Raw genomic sequence first — 20,929 nt, forward strand, 5'->3', positions numbered from 1 at the left:
TAATGTCACCTTTAATACAAGCACCTATCTTTTTCTAAGCTGCCTGTGCGGCAGTGAACAGGTGTCGGCCCATTCTTCAGCGTAGCGGCCATTTCTAAGCTGCCTGTGCGGCAGTGAACTTACAACTGCTTCATAACTTTTACCGCCTCCATTTCTAAGCTGCCTGTGCGGCAGTGAACTGCTTGCTATTGAGTTTAGTTAGCTCGTCTTTTTTCTAAGCTGCCTGTGCGGCAGTGAACCCTTAAAGACGCCCTAACAAGCTTTTCGCAATTTTCTAAGCTGCCTGTGCGGCAGTGAACTTATCTGCAAAAAAATTACCTGGCATGCTCGATTTCTAAGCTGCCTGTGCGGCAGTGAACATAACAACAAAATCAAAATGACAAATACAGTCTTTCTAAGCTGCCTGTGCGGCAGTGAACAACAATAGATAACTCTTCTTGCTCTACCGTTCTTTCTAAGCTGCCTGTGCGGCAGTGAACGGTGGAAGAAGAATTGACAAAACCAGCGCTAATTTCTAAGCTGCCTGTGCGGCAGTGAACGCGATAGCGCGTGGCAATGGAACGACGCAGTTTTTCTAAGCTGCCTGTGCGGCAGTGAACGAGGACAGCCAACACCGAGCGGTTACGCTAATTTTCTAAGCTGCCTGTGCGGCAGTGAACGAACACGAAGAAACATAACACTGCAACTAACGTTTCTAAGCTGCCTGTGCGGCAGTGAACAAAAACAACTAACCGCACAGTTTGCCGCAATCTTTCTAAGCTGCCTGTGCGGCAGTGAACTATGAACTTTGGTGTGATATTATCAATAAAGCTTTCTAAGCTGCCTGTGCGGCAGTGAACCGACGCCCAAGACAACCCAAACACAATGGTTTTTTCTAAGCTGCCTGTGCGGCAGTGAACTAGCGCAGCGCATAGAAATAGCGTAGCACGATTTTCTAAGCTGCCTGTGCGGCAGTGAACAAAAAAAAGCACCATTACGATGCTCTTATACCTTTCTAAGCTGCCTGTGCGGCAGTGAACTGCTGTGGATTTGTAAAGTTTGAAAACATCAATTTCTAAGCTGCCTGTGCGGCAGTGAACTGGTAGCTACAATAATTACAAAATTATAAATATTTCTAAGCTGCCTGTGCGGCAGTGAACCTTATTTTAATAATAAGTATATTCTTTTGATGTTTCTAAGCTGCCTGTGCGGCAGTGAACTATAGCTTGCTTTAAATGTAGTAAGCTGTTGATTTCTAAGCTGCCTGTGCGGCAGTGAACTTAGTCGAACTACAAGATTTTCCATATTTAGATTTCTAAGCTGCCTGTGCGGCAGTGAACTGTTATACATTGCTACTGGTTTGCCTGGTGCATTTCTAAGCTGCCTGTGCGGCAGTGAACTGTTATACATTGCTACTGGTTTGCCTGGTGCATTTCTAAGCTGCCTGTGCGGCAGTGAACAATGCAATAATAGCAAAAAAATAAGCTACGGCAAGCACTAATGCAATTTAAGGTCTTTTACCCTAAATTTTTGGGCTGTTTGTAACTTATTAATATTTAGTCAAATTTTTAAAGAGCAATTTTTTTGGTCACAAAAGTAAATTTTGTTTTATTTCAGCATTCTTTTGTTTAAATGTGCTTGAACATTCTGTCGGCCATCGAATATTGCCGTAATAAAAACTGCGGCTTGATGGGTTAGTTCAACGTTGTAAGTCACTTTTTATAACCCTATTTTGCCTTATTTGTGTCATGGCTTGTTGTACCGATATTGTTCTGCAGCTATTCTCGCTGCATGAGCTTTTAGGTAATTAATCCGTTTTGACTGTGTGGTTAATGACATGGGTTAATTCCTCCTGAAGCATAAAGACTTAATAAGTGATTTGAGCCCATTGAATACAATGGGCTTATGCTTAAACCGCTCTTTAGAACCAAGGTACTGTGGCTTTATCTGCACTAAAACCATAACAGGTAAAATCGCCTGTTGTGGCTTCACCAACCTTTTGCTGATCGATAAACAATCTAAATTGTTCTTTTTTAGAGAGACTATTCACATTGATAAAAGGCAGTTTAGATTGCTCGTCGTTAAAGCTCGCATAATGCTGTAAAGCTTGTTCAAATGTTTCATCTTTACGTTTAACTCTACGCCTGGCAAGGCGAGATAAGTTTGTTTTGCACTGTTTTCGTTTGACGCAAACAAATTCACTCACGTTTTCAGGTACGGCTTTTATTGACGATATATGCGTGTGATCACTAAAGCGTTTTAACCAATTATTGATGGCTAATTTAGTTATCAGCCCTTCAGACGGTGCAAATATTCGCAACTTATTACCTAACGGAAATTCTATTTTTTTGTCTCCCGTTAGACTGTATTGAGGAAACGCCAACGCAAATACTGAGCTGTTTTCTGCAATTTTGTTTTCAGCCAGCGCAACATGCACTTGCTGATAAACCTTTTGCCAAATAAAGCCGAGCGTGATTTCGGTATCTGGCAGTAAGGTGATATCGAGATAATATTTCATAGGCTCTCCTAACTTCCTTTATTTAGATGATTTACTAAATACACCACCACGAATTAAATTAGCAGTAACATATATTTGTTGCTCTAGTGCTAATTCACCGCCGTTTACCCAGTCAACCATCAATGAATACAAGTCGCCTTCTTTTTTATTTTTACGGAAAGCATCTCCAATTTGAGTAACTGCACCGAATGGCTCAATCGCAATAGGCTGTCCTTGTTCTTCATAACGGTTATACCAAGTATCAATAGTGCGAATAGCATTGCCTATTTTTACGTTATGTATAGCGGCGCAGCCTTCAAGTTGAAATAAAACCTTACCCTTTTCCCCCATATTCATTTCTTGCGAAGGAAACACATGCTGCTGATGGCCTAACTTCACGAAGGCATCGACCTCAACAAGCACAAAACTTTGTTGATCACCTTTTAAGCCTTCAGCAATGATTGCTGCCAGCTGCTGTAAGTCCACATTATCACTAGATTTTTCAAACTCATTTAAAGAAAAATCATAAGCATTAAATTCAAAGGTGTTGTTTCCTGCTTTAATAATAATCGTTATTTCTTCAGCACCAACACGGTTACGCCACAAAAAGCGGCCATTGACTAAGTTGTAAGTATAACGGTAGGCCAAAGTATTAATGCTTTCACTTTGTTTAAAGTCAGCTGTTTTAGCTTTAATTGCATCACTAAAAACGGGAGAGTTACAACCAAAAGGAACACCAAGATTACCCACAACACGCATACTAAAGCTTACTTTTAGGGTATCATGCTTCAAAGGCAAGTTGGCATCATCACTGTCTGATGAAACAGGATTGGGCTTAGTTTTATCCTCATCACTTGTGCCATGGGCACTTTGGGTAGAACGGTTTTGTCTTTTCGTAATAGGGATAGCCTGCCACTCTTCAGTGGAAGCAATATTTTCCCATTCGCCTGAAAACATTAAAGCATCAGACGCTTCTAATTTACGTTCAAAAGACAACATACTTGGTAATTCAATAGTCATGATTTTTCCTTTTTAAATTAATAATAAACATCATCGGTTGTTGATTCGGTGGGTAATGCTTGGTTTACTGCGGCTGCGCCTTGCTGGCACAAGTACCAACCTTGTTCATTAGGGGCATAATTCCACACACTAGACTGCCATTGCTCTTGGCTTTTTAAACGATGAACGCTTTGCCATTCGCCAACAGAATGTACTGATTCGACAAAACATATGTCTGTTTCGCTATCTCTAGCACCATCAATTTCTCCTGCTGGATAAACCTCACTTATTGCTGTGTAACCAGTCATTAGTGGAACCAAATAACCTGATTTTGGTTTTTTGACATACTCCCAATTAGCTGATATTTTTTCATTTGGATCTAAATAGCTTTGCCACTGAATTAAAATTTTAGGCTCAATACTTTTAGTAGCTTCTGTAAAGTAAGAAATTAATTCATCAGGTATACTTTCTTGTTGATATGGCAGGCTTTTATGTTCAAGCCAAATATCATTCAGTGATGAAAGTGATTCACACTTTTCAGCTTGCTTGGCAAAGTATTTATCTATCAATTCACAAGCCGGCCTAGCCACTTGCTTCAAGACAATAAAATCAAACCAAGCATCAAGCAATTCTGCTTTAGGGTTACGCTCTTTAATTTTTGAATAATGCTCTGCTAAATAATCAGATCTGTCTTGCAAAACAAAACCTGGTAATAGCTGTCTTCTGTAACTTTTACGCTGTTCTTCTTTCGCTAAATCAATAATGTCTACACTTTCAATAGACAACACGGTTCCGCCAGCTAAACGCTGTAATAGGCACGCATTCTGAATAAATTCAATCAATGATTCTTGTAAACCGCCTAAGTAACCATCTACCGGTATTAATAAAGAAATCGTCATATTCATTTTTGCTTCTTCATTAATTGCTGGATCTTTAAGAATCCCTTTCTCAAATTTCAATCCCAAGTATTGAGCTGTTTTATATTGTGAAAACCTTGTGATAGTGCCGTCTTTATAAGTATGAATATGTTGTTCATGTGCTACAACCATACAACCATTTAAAGCCAAGCTACTTAATTCACCATTAGAGTTAAGCTTTCTATTTAAATTATGACAAAAGCCTAAAAAATGGGTTATAGCTGGAAAACCCCAAGTAAAACCGGAGGTCGCATTAGCGTTTTGCACCCTAATTCTTTCAATTAATAGGTACTGGCTCATACTATCTCCTCCTGTGGAATTAAACCTTTCGTATTAAATTCTTCTCTAAAATTAGCTTTAAATATTTTCATCCACAGCGTGGTATGTGCATTTTGTGGCGTAAATTTTTCGTTAGCTTTAGCTAAACGACTATTTAGCCAAGCCGCGAAGTCTTGAATAATAGTGGCTTGCCAATCGCTACTGTTTTTTATCTCTGAAAATTGCTCATCTTGACGATAACAATCCAACAATACTCTATGCTCTGGCTTTAATTTAATACCCTCTGTAGCAGACCAACCTACTGGTAAGGCTTGTATAGATTTAACGTAAACCAAGACCTCATCGGTGAGATTCTCTATCCACTCTACTATCCAGCGCATGCGTTTGGGATCTTTGATGCTGAGTTGTAAATTTTCAAAACGAGTTAAAAAACCAGACAAATATTGAATGTTTTCTTTCACTTCATAGTTTTTTGATAGTTCGTAGAAAAAGCTTCCGCTATAAATCGGTGGATTAATTTGTGAATGCCAAACCGGCGGTTGACAAGAAAACAAGCCTAAACGCCCACCACGTTTACCATTTAATTGAGAGGCATTACCATGATTACTTGCTGTAATAGAAATACTTGCCCTATTTGGAAAATTAAAGTACGTTTCAACTGAATATTTTTTGCTGTTTTTTATTTTGAAAGTATCTTTTGAATTTCGACGAGAGAATTCATGTAAAGCTTGAGCTTTAGACGAAGAAACCACATTGCAAAGTAAATGATAGCTTGTGCTAGTGTTATTTTTACTTACGGGAAAATATGTTTGTTTCAATAGAAAATGAGCTCGAGGCATACCTACGCTTGTTGCTGCTGAAAATCCCCGATTCCAAATCAACATTTGCTCATGATTTTTAGCAAAAGTTTCTAGTAAAACGGTACCTGAATTTATAAATTCACCGGCTAGTTTTTTACCACCGACTTCCAGCTCTAAGAATTGATATATTGGTGAATATTGGTTTCCTTGCACAGCACCATCGATAGCAACATTGGTTAAACTAGAAGAAGATAGATGACTATTTTTTGTTGCATCAACAGTATTGAAAATTGATGGGCTATCAATAGCAGAATGCGTTAACTTAGTAACATGTGTTGCAAAAGTAATATTTTTGGCATTTTCCGATGCCCAAGTTATCCATGTTTCAGGTGCATACTTACTTACAAGGTTTTGCTGTTTAGTATTTATATCAGTATCTAAGCTTTCGAAGTCAATTGAAGTCGGCTTTTCATTAAACTCTTTCAACAAGGATATTTGCTCTAAAATAAATACAGATTCTTTTTGCTCGTATGATTTTTTATTTTTTCTATTATCAAAAATAAAAGCCAATTCTTCATTACTAAAAAAACCAGCTTTATTATAGATGCTGCTAAGACTTTTAAATAAACCTTTTAAATACTTAGCAAAATCTGTCTCATATTTATTAGCAAGAAAAGTAGTCATAACTTGTTCCCAGACGAGTTTGTATTCACTAATTGAATCTTGCTTTTGTTTTTCAATCATCACTTCACCTCTTGGTAAATCCCTAAATTAGAAAAATATATGTATTCGTTTATATCGTTTTTTTTGTAGCTCACTAGTCTTAATTCTCCAAAACACTGAGCTGCAGTTTCCTCACTAATGTTAAAATCCTGGGCTAATTCGCTGTATATGTTATGCGGGTTTAAATCAAACCAAAAACTAACCCTTTCGGCTGGCGCAATCGCAGTTTCTTCTTTAATTGAAATACCAGCCCCTGATAATGCGCCCATTTTGTGAGGGTAAACCGCCTCGTTTTTCCATTCCCACGTTAGTTCATTATTCTTATAGAGCAAATACAAAGCTTCATCTTTGGCTGATTTTCTAAAGACTTGTAATTTTTGCAACACCCCGCACCAATGCGCCTGTTCTTTCCACCAAAAAGCGCTGAGGCTTCTTTCATTAACCTTTCGACTTAACGCTTCATGTTCTAGTGACACCAAGTTTTCTAGCGGTGGCTGCTTACTCTTAACTACCCTTTCTACCGCGTTAATAGGTTTATATTGTGTACCTGTTAATATTTCCCTTAACGTATGCGCATTCAACTTAAGCTTTAAGTTTTCCACTTCAAAACCCGGTTGAATAAAGCAGCGCTCACGGCCTTTAAGCTGTTTGATGTTTTGATTAATAAGCAGGATATTATCTTGATCAGGAACATCGTCTCTATGCCTTAGCACCCGCCCTGCAATTTGAATAATAGAACGCATAGAGCTGGGCTCAATAATTGCCCAATCATAATCGTGGTCACGTCCAACCTCAGCTACAGGCGAAGCTAATACAATAAACAATTGATTTTTTTCTGTTGTTTTTTCAATTAAATGTTGTAAGTCTTTCGGTGGCCAGTTTTCTTTACGGTTTAACATTTGGTCTAACTGACTTTCTAAGTAAGAACGCACCGCCAAAGGATAACGGCTGTGATATACACATAAATGTATGTGCGTATTTTCAGGTACAGATAAGTTTAGTAAAGCCTTCGCGACGGCAACCATTGGATTGATGTTAGCCATACGCACTAAGCCAATAGAAACCTGTTTGTCAGCTAGCTTTACATGATTGTTTATATGCAGAGCAATAGTTCCTTGCAAAACTGTTTGCGCAAAATTGACATAGATATCATCTGTTAAAGTGAAATTATCAAGAATTTCAGCTTTGTGCTTTGCTACACCTGAATTTAAATATTCCACTCGTTTTTTGACATACTTTTCATGATGTTCTTTAATGTTAGAAAAATCTCGAACTTCCGCCTTAATAGCTCCGCCTTTTTCACGCTCATCAAACCAAGCACAGTTAATATTTTCATTCCAATTCGTAATATTCACTTTGGCATACTCCCCCCAACCTGCTTGATACGCTTGGAAAGCAGCAAAGGCTAAATCTGGTGGCATGGTTGCAGTAGAAAGTAGAACACGACTGCCTAACATACCCGCCCAGTAAACTAGCCGACATAAAGCAGGTAAGTCTTCTAATCCAAAATCATCTGGTTCATCAATGACTAAATCAGAAGTGAGTAACCTTAACATCGGACCTATTTGCTTACCGCCTTTGGTGCCATCTGTCGCAGGGATTAGATGATCAATAGTGCAAACTAAAGCGGGCGCTTGCACAAGCTTTTCAATGCGTGGATTAGCGCCAGTCCAAGTATGTAAACTGTGTTCGACACCTGATAGGTCATAATCAACATATAGTTCTGGATCTAAAAACTCTTCAACCGATTCACTGCCTGTCCCGAAGCTTTCTTCAGCCGTTTTTTTATGTTGCTCGTTTTCAAACAAGGCTTTAGACGCAGATCCACCAACGGCAATCGCTAATTGTTCAGTAGTTAAATCTAACTGCTTACGATATTCTCGACCTGTTTGTAAAGTTAGTGTTCTTAACCCCAATGCTACGGTAAAACGACAATCTTGTTCTTTATTCGCCAAGGCATACATAATTTTGGCATTCGCTAGCGTTTTACCTTTACCCGTCGATGCCATATTAATACCAAAGAAGCCTTGCTTCTTACTTGATTCACTTAGCTCTAATGCCACTTTTTGCGCTGCAATCTGCCAAGCGTATTTAGTATCAGCTTTGGTGCTTTTTAAAAATTGATTATCTTCCAGCTTTTGTAAGCTGCTTTTTAGTTGTGGCAATTTACTGACAATATTTACCGCGTGTTTAGCGACACCAATTAAATGCTCATCAAGCTGCTGTTTAAGTGCATTCCCATCTGTATTAGCAAACACTTGATAATTAGGGCTTTGCCATTCAATGGTTGTCTCTTTTTGTGCCGAATAATGATGATCGGCAAGCATCAATGCCATTCGAGCAAGATGACTAGTAAACAATTCATCATGTAAAATATTTTTACCAGATAGTTGCTTGATACTTTGCAGCGCTTTATCTGCTGCCTTTATAGCTCTAAGCCGCCACTTAGTACTTTTATATGGCAAACCATCGCTATGAAACGTCCAATTATCCTGTAAAAAACTTTGGCTATCTTCGTCTTTAAAATTATAAGAATTCCAGAAAACCTCTAATTCTATTGCAAACCAGCTACTTAAAGGAGAAACCTTATTTTTATACAACTCTGCTGGCGATGTTTCTGCAGTTAAAGTATTCTTCCAACTAGGTACAAATGGCAATTTATGATGGCTAAGTACTAACCAACCGACTAACTGAGCAAAAGGCGGCAAATTAACCAATGGATTATTTCTTCCTATACTAATACCGTCTTGGTAAATATCATCATTATGATTTTTATCTATTTCCGTTAATGCAATTAACCACTGTTCATCAGTCTTATCCCGAACGAATGCCTGAAAAGCTCTAAGTGACACCCACTCATGCCTTACTGGCTCATATTTGTTTTTACCATCACCTTTTAGCTTTTGCTGAAATAAAATGTTTGCCTTACCAAAGTCATGAAAAAGTGCAGCAATAGCGACTGCATTTTTCATTAAAGTTAAACTCTGCCATTTTTCGCTATCTATAAATTGATCAACACTTCCCTCAGTATAATTCACTGGCACCACACCCTCATGATTAAACTTACTTTTATTACCCACCACCCACAAAAACTGACTTCTTGAACGTGAGCGTATCCAATGACAACTTACTGCGGTACTTTTACTAGCGGTTTGGCGTAGCATTCTTTTTACCGTTAATAAGCCGTCTTCAGTGATAATGGTTTGCCAGGTGTTATCGCCAATACGGTTGGCAAAGGCGTCGAGTACGCGGCGTGTTTTTTTGAGGGCGTTTTTTTCGCACTGAGAAACAAAAGTGACCATCATAATATGTTTTTCTTCTTGATGATTTGTCGCGCTAAAGCACGACCTACAATTTGAAACATTGAGCTATAACATGCTATTTGTCGCGCTAAAGCACGACCTACAGATACAGTAAATATCATCGTATTGCCTCTTCGTCGTTAACAAACTCTGCTAATGCTATCTCTTTCACTTTATCGAACATGAAGTCGAGTGATTTATGGTCGGTAAACGCTTGCAAAATTTGTTGTCTGAATTCTTGTTCAGTGGCATTTTCTTTCGCGCAGATAAACGCCCAAGGTAATACAAGGGTGTCTTTGATTAAGTCGGCAACGTCAAAAACTAGCGCGCCACGGCGGGTTTTTCCATGCATTACCGCAAAGCCATGCGGAATACCTAGTACCCATAAGGTGCTAGCTGCTAATCCGTAAGCTAAGTAATTACCATGATTTAAGAAGTCATTGGCTAAATCAGTTGAAGCATGTTGACGTTTAAATGATGCTGTGCCAGTTGCGTTGGCGGCAAACTTATAAAGTGCTTTGGTTAGCTGAGCTTCTGTTAACAGTAATTCACTTTGTTTTGTAGCATTTTCTGTACGCTGGTTAAACGTAGCAAGCGCATTATCTAAACCTGTAAGACTAAAGCCATTTTGTTTTAGATCTTTATCTTTTGGCCACACTTTAGTTAGGTACTCTATGCGTGCAGTTTGAATCATTTTGGCGGCAGTTAAGCGTTTTTCGTCATTAAACCAAAAGCTCATCCAACCTTGTAAGTATTCTGTAGGCCGGTATTCACTTTGTGGGGTAAGCCACTCAATGGGCTGTTCAACGTCATTAGCCATATAAAGCGGTGTACCGCCACCGCCACTAAAACCAACCATTACGCCAGCTTGTGCAAGCATTCTCATTGCGGCTTGGGTTATTGAGGTGCCATTACCTAAAAGTAATACAGTGGTATTAGCAATGGGAATATTAAAATATTGGTTTTCTTGGCCTTTGTTTGCTTCTGTTAGGTATAAAACGCGGCCATCTTTTTGCATAACCCGGCAATATTCAAGATAAAACATGTTGGCACGTTTTGAATGTAATATACTTTTTAAATCAGACGATTTTAATGTTTCCATACTTACTTCGTTCCTTTACATACTCTATAGGCGTTTATTGTTATATACCAAACTAACTTTATTTCTTTCATTTAACCCTTTATCATTCGCCTAATCAATACTGTGTTTTCTCACATGTAAACAAACTAAGCAGGTTGCGGTAAATAGGGGGTTATCGCTTTTCTGCTTGCTGTTGTTAATACTATTTGCTGTTCTTCTGGGGTGTTTTTGTAGCTATCAAGGTGTAAGCGGCGCAATAAGTAGTTAACCAGGGCTGCGCGTGTTGGTATTACTTTTTGCCCTTGCTGCATTTGAAAGTCTTGTTCTATTATGCGCTTTTGCGCCTCGTTTAGCCGTGGGTCTGCTGCTATTACCACATCAACCATGGTTTGCCATATTTCGTCTTGGTTTGCGCCATGCGTCGCTTTGCCTTCAAAGGTTGCAACGCCATTAAAACGCGATAAGGTGAAGTCTCTAAATTGTTGGTTTTTATTGCAATAAGCACGAACGTGCCAGCGTAACCCGTCAAATATTAATGCATGTGGTTGTATTATTCGGTCGAGGTAATTGGGGCTTGAAAGTGAAATATAACCAATATCTATGGCTAGCTTTTCTCTTATAGCTCTGAGTATTGGCCTTATTTGCAATGGGTTTATATTGCGTAGCGGCGCTTCAACTTCTAATACTATATTGGAAGCTAATTGATGAGTGTTATTTCCTATTGGTTCAGTGGCTGTTAAGTATTGCGCGAATGAGTTGATGTTTTCGCTGTGAATAAAGGCATTGTTAAACACGTCTGTGGCAACATAGGCTTTTTCAGAGGCGTTATATTTTAAGTAGTGAGGGAAGTGTTCGCGGTACTGTTTAAGTACATTGCTTGCTGCCTGTCGTGACAGTGCGAATTTGCTGATAATGTGGGTGGCATTTATTTGGCCTTCCCAACCAACAACCTTGTTTATAAAGGTAAAACGTTGATTATTTTCTTTTGACATGTCCCTGCTGCGTAGCTATCAATGTGATATTGACACTTTTACATGAAGCGTAAAATAAAGCAATGGGTTTATATACAAATAAAAAAGGGTGAATATATTACTATTCACCCTTTGTTTATCTTTTTTCTCTACAAAGAAAGTAGCGAAATAAATAACGTTTAAAAAGTTATTACTTCTTAGCCAATTTCTCTTTGATACGTGCAGATTTACCTGAACGCTCACGAAGGTAGTAAAGTTTAGATTGACGTACAGCACCGCGACGTTTCACTTCAATTGAGTCAACAATTGGGCTATGTGTCTGGAATACACGTTCTACACCAACACCGTTCGATACTTTACGAACAGTGAACGCAGAATGTAGGCCACGGTTTTTAACAGCGATTATAACACCTTCAAATGCTTGAAGACGTGATTTATCACCTTCAGTAACTTTTACTTGCACTACTACAGTATCGCCTGGGGCGTATTCTGGTAGGTCTTTTTTTAATTGCTCTTGTTCGAGCATTTCAATAATTTTACTCATAATACCTTCTTCCTAGTGTACACAGTCTAAGTGGATGTTGTGCGTTTTTTAATAGCAACTAACATTTTTTCCTGCTCAGCTGTCAGAGCTAGGTTAGTTAATAGTTCCGGCCTTCTGGTCCATGTTCTTATCAGCGACTGTTCTTGGCGCCATAAGCGTATGTGTTCGTGATTACCACTGAGCAAAACTTTAGGTACTGACATTTTATCCCCCGAAGCGGTGGTCAATACTTCTGGCCTTGTGTAATGAGGGCAGTCTAATAAACCATTAGAGAAAGAGTCTTGCTCTGCTGACTCTTTATGTCCTAATACACCTGGCACTAGCCGTGCTACGGCATCTATTACATTCATTGCGGGCAATTCTCCGCCACTTAAAATGTAATCTCCAACCGACCATTCTTCGTCAATGTCTGACGCGAGTAGTCGTTCGTCTATGCCTTCATAACGACCTGCTATAAATATCAGGCAGTCATTTTGTGCTAATTCACTTGCACCTGCTTGGTCCAATTTTCGTCCCTGCGGTGACAAATATATAACTTTGGCTTTTCTGCCATCTTTTGCTGCGGCTTTACGCGCAGAATGAATGGCATCGCGTAGTGGTTGCACCATCATTAACATGCCTGGACCACCGCCATAAGGACGGTCATCAACAGTGCGATGTCGATCATGGGTGAAATCTCTTGGGTTCCATTTATGAAACTCAATTAAGCCACTATGTATCGCTCGGCCTGTCACCCCATACTCAGTGATAGCGTTAAACATGTCGGGAAAAAGGCTTATTACCCCTATCCACATTTTGTTTTTCTTCAAGGAAGAGTTAACACTAGTCACAAGCTAAAAACCTGGGTCCCAGTCAACACAAATTTGTTTATTTTCAATGCTAACCGATTCAACAACCTGTTCTAAAAGATACGGAATTAAGCGTTCTTTTTTACTAAAGCCATCGTTAAGGTTTGCTTTCACAACCAGTACATCATTAGCGCCAGTTTCCAACATGTCAGATACCACACCAAGGTCGTAACCTTTGTTGGTAACAACAGCCATGCCAATTAAGTCACGCCAATAATAATCACCGTGTGATAATTCTGGCAATGAGCTTTCATCGGTTAGTATTTCAGAGCCAACTAATGCTTGCGCATCGTCTCTGTCATCTATACCACCAACTTTTACGACTAAGCCTTTGTTGTGCTTGCGCCAATCAGTAATATCTACTGTTCGCGTATTATTTCCTAACTTTAATGACCAAGGAAAGTAGTCAAGTATGGCATCAGGTTCTTCGGTGAATGAATGAATTCTCAACCAACCCTTGATACCGTAAACAGCGCCTACTTTACCTAAGGTAATTTGATCTTTTGTACTCATAACAACTCACTAATTTCTACTATTGCCTACTAAGTTTGCTATTAAGCTGCTACTTGAGCATCTTTAACTAACTTAGCCACACGATCAGATAAAGCAGCACCTTGAACAACCCAATGGTTGATGCGGTCTAGGTCTAAACGTAATTTTTCTGCTTGACCTTCTGCTGTTGGGTTAAAAAAACCAACTTTCTCGATGAAACGACCATCGCGAGAGTTACGGCTATCTGCAACAACAACCTGATAGAATGGACGCTTTTTAGCGCCACCACGAGCTAAACGAATGGTAACCATATCGTCCTCTTTATATTTAAGTGTTAAAACGAATTTTCCAGACACTTTCTGTCTATAGGCGACAGAAAAGCTCGCGTATTATACGCTTTTGAGAAGAAAAAGAAAGTGTTGATTTACGAAGTCATTAGGTTAATAGCATTTCAAAGCCTAAATAAAGAATATTTAGGCTTTTGTGTCGGTTTGTGAGTAAGTTTGTCTGTTAATCGTATTTGAGTATTAACGACCAAACATACCGCCGCCCCCGCCCATACCGCCTGGCGGCATCATACCCTGCATAGAGCGCATCATTTTCTTCATGCCGCCCTTGCCCGATACTTTTTTCATCATTTTTTGCATTTGTGTAAACTGTTTAAGTAATTTATTTACATCTTGAATTTGTGTACCTGAGCCTGCCGCTATACGGCGCTTACGTGAACCTTTTATAATGTCTGGTCGTTCACGCTCTCCTGGTGTCATCGAGTTAATGATGGCTTCCATACGTACTGTTAACTTGTCGTCCATTTGCTCTTTAATTTTGTCAGACATATTACCCATTCCCGGTAATTTATCCATCATGCCCATCATGCCGCCCATGTTTTTCATTTGTACGAGTTGGTCACGAAAGTCTTCTAAACTAAAACCTTTGCCACTTTTTACTTTTTTCGCTAATTTTTCCGCTTTCTTTTTATCTACTTTTTGTTCTATTTCTTCAACAAGCGACAGTACATCGCCCATGCCTAATATACGCGAGGCAATTCGGTCGGGGTGGAATGGCTCTAACGCTTCAATTTTTTCGCCAACCCCCATAAATTTAATAGGTTTGCCGGTTATATGGCGAATAGACAAAGCTGCACCGCCGCGCGCATCACCGTCTGTTTTAGTTAAAATAACACCTGTGAGTGGCAACGCATCATTAAAGGCTTTAGCCGTATTGGCGGCATCTTGCCCTGTCATTGCGTCAACGGTGAATAAGGTTTCAATAGGATTTATCGCCGCATGTAAAGCTTTAATTTCCCCCATCATGCTCTCGTCTACATGCAAGCGACCTGCGGTATCAACAATAACCACATCAAAGAAGTTTTTCTTGGCGTGATCAATGGCGGCATTAGCAATATCAACAGGTTTTTGCTTTATATCACTGGGGAAAAAGCCAGTATTTATTTCGGTGGCTAATGTTTCTAGTTGCTTAATTGCTGCAGGTCGGTATACGTCGGCACTCACCACCAACACTTTTTTCTTTTCACGTTCTGTTAAAAATTTGGCCAGCTTAGCAACTGAGGTAGTTTTACCAGCACCTTGCAAACCTGCCATTAAAACAACGGCGGGCGGAGCCGCTTTTAAATTAAGGTTTTCATTAATGCCACCCATGGCTAGTTCAAGTTCTTGTTGCACAATTTTTACAAAAACTTGCCCTGGCGTTAAGCTTTTAGAGACATCAGTTCCTACGGCTTTCTCTTTAACTTTACTGACAAATTCTCTAATAACTGGCAAGGCTACATCGGCTTCTAGCAACGCCATGCGCACTTCACGTAAAGTGTCTTTAATATTGTCTTCGGTTAAGCGGCCACGACCACTAATGTTCTTAAGGGTTTTACCCAGTCGATCGGAAAGATTCTCAAACATGCATAACTCTGATAACGCTCTTTAGTAGCGAAAAGTGTGAAAATTAATGCCACTATTATACTCGTGATTAATTCATTGTCGAGGCCGGTATTATGCCATTATTTTAGCGCTGTTAAAGTCATCTCTATTTACCATGCATAGCAAAGCGTAGTGAATAACCTAGGTGCTGCCTCTGGGGTGGTGTTCGTGGTACGGGTTTCATTATTTTTTATCACAACCAACCCCTTAAGAAAATAAATGCTGTAATTTATACTTGATATTCATCAAACGATGTTATATTTGTCATGGTAGTTAACCCGTTATCTGATAGAATAAATAAAATATATTTTGTGTTTTTTTAGGAGTATAAATTAGTGGATTTTTTGGTTGTTGGATCAAGTATGGCATTTATCGCCTACATGCTCGCCACTATGGCAATTTTATCTCGCTTATTTCACCCCAGTGGACCTAATCTTGAACAAGTATTTATACTAGCAACAACCGCTATTGCGATTCATTTATTTAATGATGCACAATTATTTTTCATTGATGGTGGTGTTAACTTTAGCTTAGCCAATGTTATTTCTTTAGTGAGTTTAGTGATTACTGCTGCTATTACTATTGTAGCATTGCGGGTAAAGGTAAATTTATTGCTGCCGGTGATCTATGGTTTTGCTGGTATATGGCAACTCGCTAGAATATTTATTCCAACCTCAGAATCTATACCTTTAGTGGCTAATAAGGCGGTGCTTGTTGGCCACATAAGCCTAGCGTTAATTGCTTATTGTATTTTAATTATTGCCACTTTATATGCCTTTCAAGTGAATTACATTAACGCGAAATTAAAAAATAAAAAACTGTCTGCCGTTGCTCATTTACCGCCTTTAATGCAAGTTGAAAAACAGCTTTTTTCCATTTTAGCTGCGGGAGTTATTGTTTTATTTACCAGCGAGCTAATTGGGTTTTTATTTTTAGACGGTTTTTTTGCTAAAGAAAACATACATAAAACTGTTTTATCATTACTGGCTTTACTTATTTACTCGATAATTTTACTTGGCCACCACCTACAAGGTTGGCGTGGTAGCCGGGTATTATTTTTGATCATTAGCGCGAGTGCTTTATTAACCTTGTCTTACTTTGGTAGTCGATTCGTTAAAGAGTTTTTGTTATCTTAAATTTTTATTGTTTTACACCTGTGATAAATAAATAAAATAGTTTAAATTACACTACTTTTTGCATTACTTGTTTATCAATACTTTTTTGCATTACTTTTTCTACAACTAAAGGATTTCCTTTTTGGACAACATATCAACGCAGATGCTATTTGTTATTCTTGGCATACTGATTCTTATCTCTGCTTATTTTTCTAGCTCTGAAACCGGCATGATGTCGCTTAATCGTTATAGGTTAAGACACCTTGAAAAAGAAAAACACAAAGGCGCTAAACGTGTCAGCCGCCTACTAAAAAGGCCTGACCGGCTAATTGGCTTAATTTTAATTGGTAATAACTTAGTTAATATAGCCGCTTCGGCTATTGCGACTATTATAGCGTTACGATTATCCGTATTGTATGGAATATCAGACGATATAGGCGTACTGATAGCAACCGTAATATTAACCTTAATTGTGTTAATTTTTGCTGAGGTTACCCCAAAAACATTGGCAGCCTTGTATCCTGAAAAAATCTCTTTCCCGAGTTCAATTATTTTAACCTTATTATTAAAAATAATGTTACCTCTGGTTGTTGCTGTAAACTGGTTTACCAACGGCATTCTCATGTTGCTAGGAATAAGCTCAGAGCAGCGTGAACAACACAGTTTAAGTAGTGATGAGTTACGCACTGTGGTTAATGAGTCGGGTGCTATGCTGCATGAGCGTGACCAAAGTATGCTGATGAGTATTTTAGATTTAGAGAAGGTAAGTGTTGACGATATTATGATCCCCCGCAGCGAGTTAGTGGGCATAGATGTTAATAACGACTGGAAAAAAATTCAAAAACAGCTGACGCAAGCAAACCATACCCGAGTATTATTATACCGAGATAACATTGATGATGTTGTGGGTTATATTCATGCACGTGATGCGCTCAAGCTATTGTCTAAAAGCCAATACACCAAAGCAACCTTATTACGGGCAGTACGTGAACTTTATTTTATTCCCGAAGGAACGCCACTGAATATTCAGTTATTAAAATTTCAGCATGCTAAAGAGCGCTTAGGGCTTGTAGTGGATGAGTATGGTGATATTCAGGGCTTGGTTACTTTAGAAGATATTTTAGAAGAAATTGTTGGTGATTTTACTACCACACAAACGCCTACGCCCAGTGACGTGGTCACCTTGCAGCCAGACGGAAGCTATTTAGTAAATGGCAATGCCAGTATTCGAGATGTAAACAAGGAAATGTCGTGGCAATTACCAACAGATGGCCCCAAAACACTTAACGGCTTAATAATAGAGCATTTAGAAGATATTCCACAAAGTAACCTTAGCGTGCGTATTGCCGGTTACCCTATAGAAATAGTCGATGCTTCAGAGAATAAAATAAAAACGGTTCGGGTAATACCTGAATACTTTTTTGATGAAAAAGCCGAACAAGAGTAATAAGTAACAGGTGAATTAAAGGGACAATAAGTTAATCACAATGTTATCCACAAGCTAGTGGGCGAAAATAGCTTTCCACAATTTCTGTGGATAACAAGGGCAAACCCCACTTGCTACAGCTTTTAATTATTTCAACAGTTTTATGCATAATAAAACGTTATTTTTTTATAAATATTTAACGTTAAGCGCTACGTCATACAGGCCTTGGCTTAGCGCCTTTCTTTGTAATAAAAGCACTATGGTGACAAGCTTTTAGGCTTGCAATAATCGCTCATTTTATGCTGATAAACTATTCAATGTTAATAACTCGGCCAGAAAAAAGTACGTTTTTAATACTGAACAATTTCACCCCTGAACGGCTATTACTTAGCCAAAAAACAAACGCCAAAGCCAACTGCGGTTTAACTCTTTCTCACAGCTTTTTAATTGGGATGAATAACGGCGTGCTCGGTTATCAACTTTTCTAGAAACTTTCACCAACCAAGGCTTCTTTTTATAGCTTTTACGTTTAAAGCCGCCCCAACCTTCGTGATAATTTAAATACTGGCTATAAGCGTCCCATTTTGAAACCCCATTAATTTGGTGGGTTTTAGTAATAAACCAGCCCATAAAATCAATCGCATCATCAAAGTCTTCACGGTTTGCCCAAGAATTCCCTGTTTCTCGCTTATAGTCGGCCCAAGTTTGTGTTTTTGCCTGTGAATAACCATAAGCAGAGCTGACTCTACCCCACGGAATAAAACCTAATAAGTAATATCTAGGAGGCGCTGCGTTGTGTTTAAAAGAGCTTTCTTGATACATCATACTAATGGGTACATGAATCGGCACACCCCAGCGCTCTCTAACGCCTTTGGCGGCAAAGTACCAGTCGCGGTGTTCACGAAAAATCTCACAAATATTTTCAGGGTTTTTAGGAGGTGGTGTAGCACAACTTGATAACAACAAGATAGCTGCTAATGATAGACAACTAAGTTTAGCGGTAGACATAAAAATAAAACAATACTTACACTGATAAATAATAGCTGCAATAGTGCCAGATTTTTTATCATTTAACAGTAGTATTGTTTGTTAAATAACGGGGATTGATCTTTTGTGCTATAGCAAAGCTTTTTTAATAAGGGTTTGCTGGTATTAAAATTTATTTGAAATTAAATTGAACTTTATTTAGTAAGTGCACTCTTACTAAATAGTTATGTTAATCCCTTAATGTTTCATGTTTTTTATGCACCTATTTTATAGGTGCTTTTTTTTTGCCTTTTAAACAGAAAAAGTAAAAACAAGAAAACCTAGGAGGAAAGCGTGCCCCTTATTAAAGCTGCGCGCTTGTTCATTAGCTTGGTTGCATAAGTTTTTAGTTTTTAAAGTAATCAACAAGGAAGTCGTCAAAGCTAAGGCTATCACTTGCTTCAATAACGCCTTGCTCTTGGTGTGACTTTACTGCCCCATCAATAAAATATTGCTCAGAATAATACTGGTAGTCTCGAGCAACGGTTTCATCACGGTATTTCGCTGCTTGTGCTAACGAGTATTGCGATAGATTTTGCCCTTGCTCTAACATAATAGACAATATTTTTGCTGATGGCGTTAAGCTGGCATCATTAATTTTAGCGCGCTCACGTATTATTGACTCTGAATAGCGGCTTGTGTTGTAGGCTTTGTCTAACAGCAGGGCAACATGCGTCATTTCGTCAAACAATTCATTTCCCCACGTGGCAACTGATTTTAACACCACTTCGCCATTGCCATTTTTGTCTGTCAACAATAATGTTGGATCACGCCCTCTTAGCACAACGTCATCCATATTTTTTTCATATTCTTGTTGTAAGTTATGCCCAAGAGTTTTGTTGTCAATAAACGCGCAATAAGTAATAAAAGTGTCTAAAAAGTGTATTTGCTCTAAGCTTATACCTGTATCAACAAAAGGGTTAACGTCTAGCGCCCTTATTTCAATATACTCAACACCGCGATCGCGTAAAGCCTGCGAAGGTTTCTCTCCCGATCTTATCACTTGTTTAGGGCGAATTGGCGCGTATAGTTCATTTTCAATTTGCAGAATGTTGCTATTAAGTTGCTGATATTTATCACCAACTTTCACGCCAATTTTGGCAAAATCGTCAGACTTTAACCCAATGGCATTTTGCACGCCATCAACATATTCATGTAAGCTGTTGTAGCAAATTTTTAAACTAGACTGCTCACTACTGGTGTAGCCTAAATCGCTCATTCGTAACGACGTGGCATATTCTAAGTACAAGGCACCACCAGGCGACTTTTTAAAGGGTAATGAGGATGTTTTTCCTTGTAAAAATGAGTCACAAATAGCAGGAGAAGAGCCATATAAGTAAGGGATTAACCAACAATAGCGTTTATAGTTTCTAATAATAGAAAAATACTGCTCTGAAATAAAATCACTTAACGGTTGGTTACTGTTAGGGTTTTGCAACCCCTGCACAACTTGCCAGAAGTCTTGTGAAAAAGAAAAATTAAAGTGAATGCCGGCAATTACTTGCATCATAGAGCCATACCGGTTTTTTAAACCTTGGCGATAAACGGTTTTCATTCTACCTATGTTAGAATTACCATATTGCGCCAATGGCACTTTGTCTGCGTCGTCAACAAAGCAAGGCATGCTCATGGGCCAAAGTAACTCACCGTTAATATTGGTAAAAGTAAATTTTTGAATGTCTTGCAATTGAGCAATGGTTTCTTCAGGTGAGTAACTCACTGGCGTTATAAATTCGAGCAATGTTTCTGAGTAGTCTGTGGTTATTTCACCGTGTGTTAACGCAGCTCCTAACTCAGTGTAATGCCCATGCTCAGATAGTTTTCCTTCTGGTAGTACTCTTAATGCTTCACGCTCAACACCTCGTCCGCTATTGGCAAGTGTTTTAAAGTTTTCGTTTTGATTAAAAGCATTAATATAGTCGTTCAATGATAATGTCAAAATAGTTCCTAACGCTGGTAGGTAAATCACCTTATTTAATGGGTTATAAATAAGGTGATT

Annotated in this window: 16 protein-coding genes and 1 CRISPR repeat array (1 of these 17 cut by a window edge); of the genes, 2 read left to right on the forward strand and 14 right to left on the reverse strand. The window is 38.8% G+C overall.

All coding sequences use genetic code 11. The features are described from left to right. Positions 1 to 1,439: direct repeats of the CRISPR family, unit length 28 nt; unit sequence TTTCTAAGCTGCCTGTGCGGCAGTGAAC; it begins 3,510 nt to the left of the window's first position. 461 nt (positions 1,440 to 1,900) lie between these two features. From cas6f to ffh, 12 genes are all read right to left on the reverse strand, one after another. Next, positions 1,901 to 2,497, reverse strand: coding sequence for a type I-F CRISPR-associated endoribonuclease Cas6/Csy4 (gene cas6f, locus AC0UA9_RS03875; RefSeq protein WP_475657315.1), 597 nt, complete (start codon positions 2,495 to 2,497; stop codon positions 1,901 to 1,903). A gap of 18 nt (positions 2,498 to 2,515) precedes the next feature. Continuing rightward, a complete protein-coding gene (gene csy3 / locus AC0UA9_RS03880; protein WP_475657317.1) occupies positions 2,516 to 3,496 on the reverse strand; it encodes a type I-F CRISPR-associated protein Csy3 in 981 nt (326 codons plus the stop codon). A 17-nt stretch (positions 3,497 to 3,513) separates the two neighbouring features. Next, a complete protein-coding gene (gene csy2, locus AC0UA9_RS03885; protein WP_475657319.1) occupies positions 3,514 to 4,692 on the reverse strand; it encodes a type I-F CRISPR-associated protein Csy2 in 1,179 nt (392 codons plus the stop codon). Continuing rightward, positions 4,689 to 6,215 carry a type I-F CRISPR-associated protein Csy1 gene (csy1, locus tag AC0UA9_RS03890; protein ID WP_475657322.1) on the reverse strand — a complete coding sequence of 509 codons (1,527 nt, stop codon included), beginning with the start codon at positions 6,213 to 6,215 and terminating at the stop codon, positions 4,689 to 4,691. Before csy1 ends, csy2 begins: the two co-directional genes overlap by 4 nt. Next, positions 6,215 to 9,499: a type I-F CRISPR-associated helicase Cas3f gene (gene cas3f / locus AC0UA9_RS03895; protein ID WP_475657325.1), complete on the reverse strand. Its 3,285-nt coding sequence runs from the start codon at positions 9,497 to 9,499 to the stop codon at positions 6,215 to 6,217. Before cas3f ends, csy1 begins: the two co-directional genes overlap by 1 nt. Before the next feature lie 115 nt (positions 9,500 to 9,614). After that, positions 9,615 to 10,598 carry a type I-F CRISPR-associated endonuclease Cas1f gene (gene cas1f / locus AC0UA9_RS03900; RefSeq protein ID WP_475657327.1) on the reverse strand — a complete coding sequence of 328 codons (984 nt, stop codon included), beginning with the start codon at positions 10,596 to 10,598 and terminating at the stop codon, positions 9,615 to 9,617. 125 nt (positions 10,599 to 10,723) lie between these two features. Continuing rightward, on the reverse strand, positions 10,724 to 11,569 hold the full coding sequence (locus AC0UA9_RS03905; RefSeq protein WP_475657329.1) for a WYL domain-containing protein: 846 nt from the start codon (positions 11,567 to 11,569) through the stop codon (positions 10,724 to 10,726). Between the two features lie 169 nt (positions 11,570 to 11,738). Continuing rightward, positions 11,739 to 12,092: a 50S ribosomal protein L19 gene (gene rplS / locus AC0UA9_RS03910; protein ID WP_475657332.1), complete on the reverse strand. Its 354-nt coding sequence runs from the start codon at positions 12,090 to 12,092 to the stop codon at positions 11,739 to 11,741. 26 nt (positions 12,093 to 12,118) lie between these two features. Continuing rightward, complete coding sequence (gene trmD, locus AC0UA9_RS03915; protein WP_475657577.1) at positions 12,119 to 12,886, reverse strand: tRNA (guanosine(37)-N1)-methyltransferase TrmD; 768 nt, start codon at positions 12,884 to 12,886, stop codon at positions 12,119 to 12,121. 39 nt (positions 12,887 to 12,925) lie between these two features. Beyond that, positions 12,926 to 13,453 carry a ribosome maturation factor RimM gene (gene rimM / locus AC0UA9_RS03920; RefSeq protein ID WP_475657335.1) on the reverse strand — a complete coding sequence of 176 codons (528 nt, stop codon included), beginning with the start codon at positions 13,451 to 13,453 and terminating at the stop codon, positions 12,926 to 12,928. A gap of 41 nt (positions 13,454 to 13,494) precedes the next feature. After that, a complete protein-coding gene (gene rpsP / locus AC0UA9_RS03925; RefSeq protein WP_475657579.1) occupies positions 13,495 to 13,743 on the reverse strand; it encodes a 30S ribosomal protein S16 in 249 nt (82 codons plus the stop codon). Between the two features lie 216 nt (positions 13,744 to 13,959). Next, entirely contained in the window at positions 13,960 to 15,345 is a 1,386-nt protein-coding gene (gene ffh, locus AC0UA9_RS03930) for a signal recognition particle protein (RefSeq protein WP_475657337.1), read from the reverse strand. A 380-nt stretch (positions 15,346 to 15,725) separates the two neighbouring features. On the opposite strand from ffh, the gene AC0UA9_RS03935 reads away from it, so the two are divergent. Both AC0UA9_RS03935 and AC0UA9_RS03940 read left to right on the forward strand, forming a co-directional pair. Then, the gene (locus AC0UA9_RS03935) at positions 15,726 to 16,499 is read left to right on the forward strand and encodes a cytochrome C assembly family protein (protein WP_475657339.1); all 774 of its coding nucleotides are present in this window, start codon (positions 15,726 to 15,728) and stop codon (positions 16,497 to 16,499) included. A 121-nt stretch (positions 16,500 to 16,620) separates the two neighbouring features. Continuing rightward, a complete protein-coding gene (locus AC0UA9_RS03940; protein WP_475657341.1) occupies positions 16,621 to 17,925 on the forward strand; it encodes an HlyC/CorC family transporter in 1,305 nt (434 codons plus the stop codon). Positions 17,926 to 18,291: 366 nt separating this feature from the next. Here AC0UA9_RS03940 and AC0UA9_RS03945 read toward each other — a convergent pair whose 3' ends face one another. Both AC0UA9_RS03945 and gshA read right to left on the reverse strand, forming a co-directional pair. After that, positions 18,292 to 18,912, reverse strand: coding sequence for a transglycosylase SLT domain-containing protein (locus AC0UA9_RS03945; RefSeq protein ID WP_475657343.1), 621 nt, complete (start codon positions 18,910 to 18,912; stop codon positions 18,292 to 18,294). A gap of 364 nt (positions 18,913 to 19,276) precedes the next feature. Continuing rightward, positions 19,277 to 20,869 (reverse strand): glutamate--cysteine ligase, encoded by a 1,593-nt coding sequence (gene gshA / locus AC0UA9_RS03950; RefSeq protein WP_475657346.1) that lies wholly within the window; start codon positions 20,867 to 20,869, stop codon positions 19,277 to 19,279. Positions 20,870 to 20,929: the final 60 nt, after the last annotated feature.

Source organism: Colwellia sp. F1, from assembly GCF_056238625.1.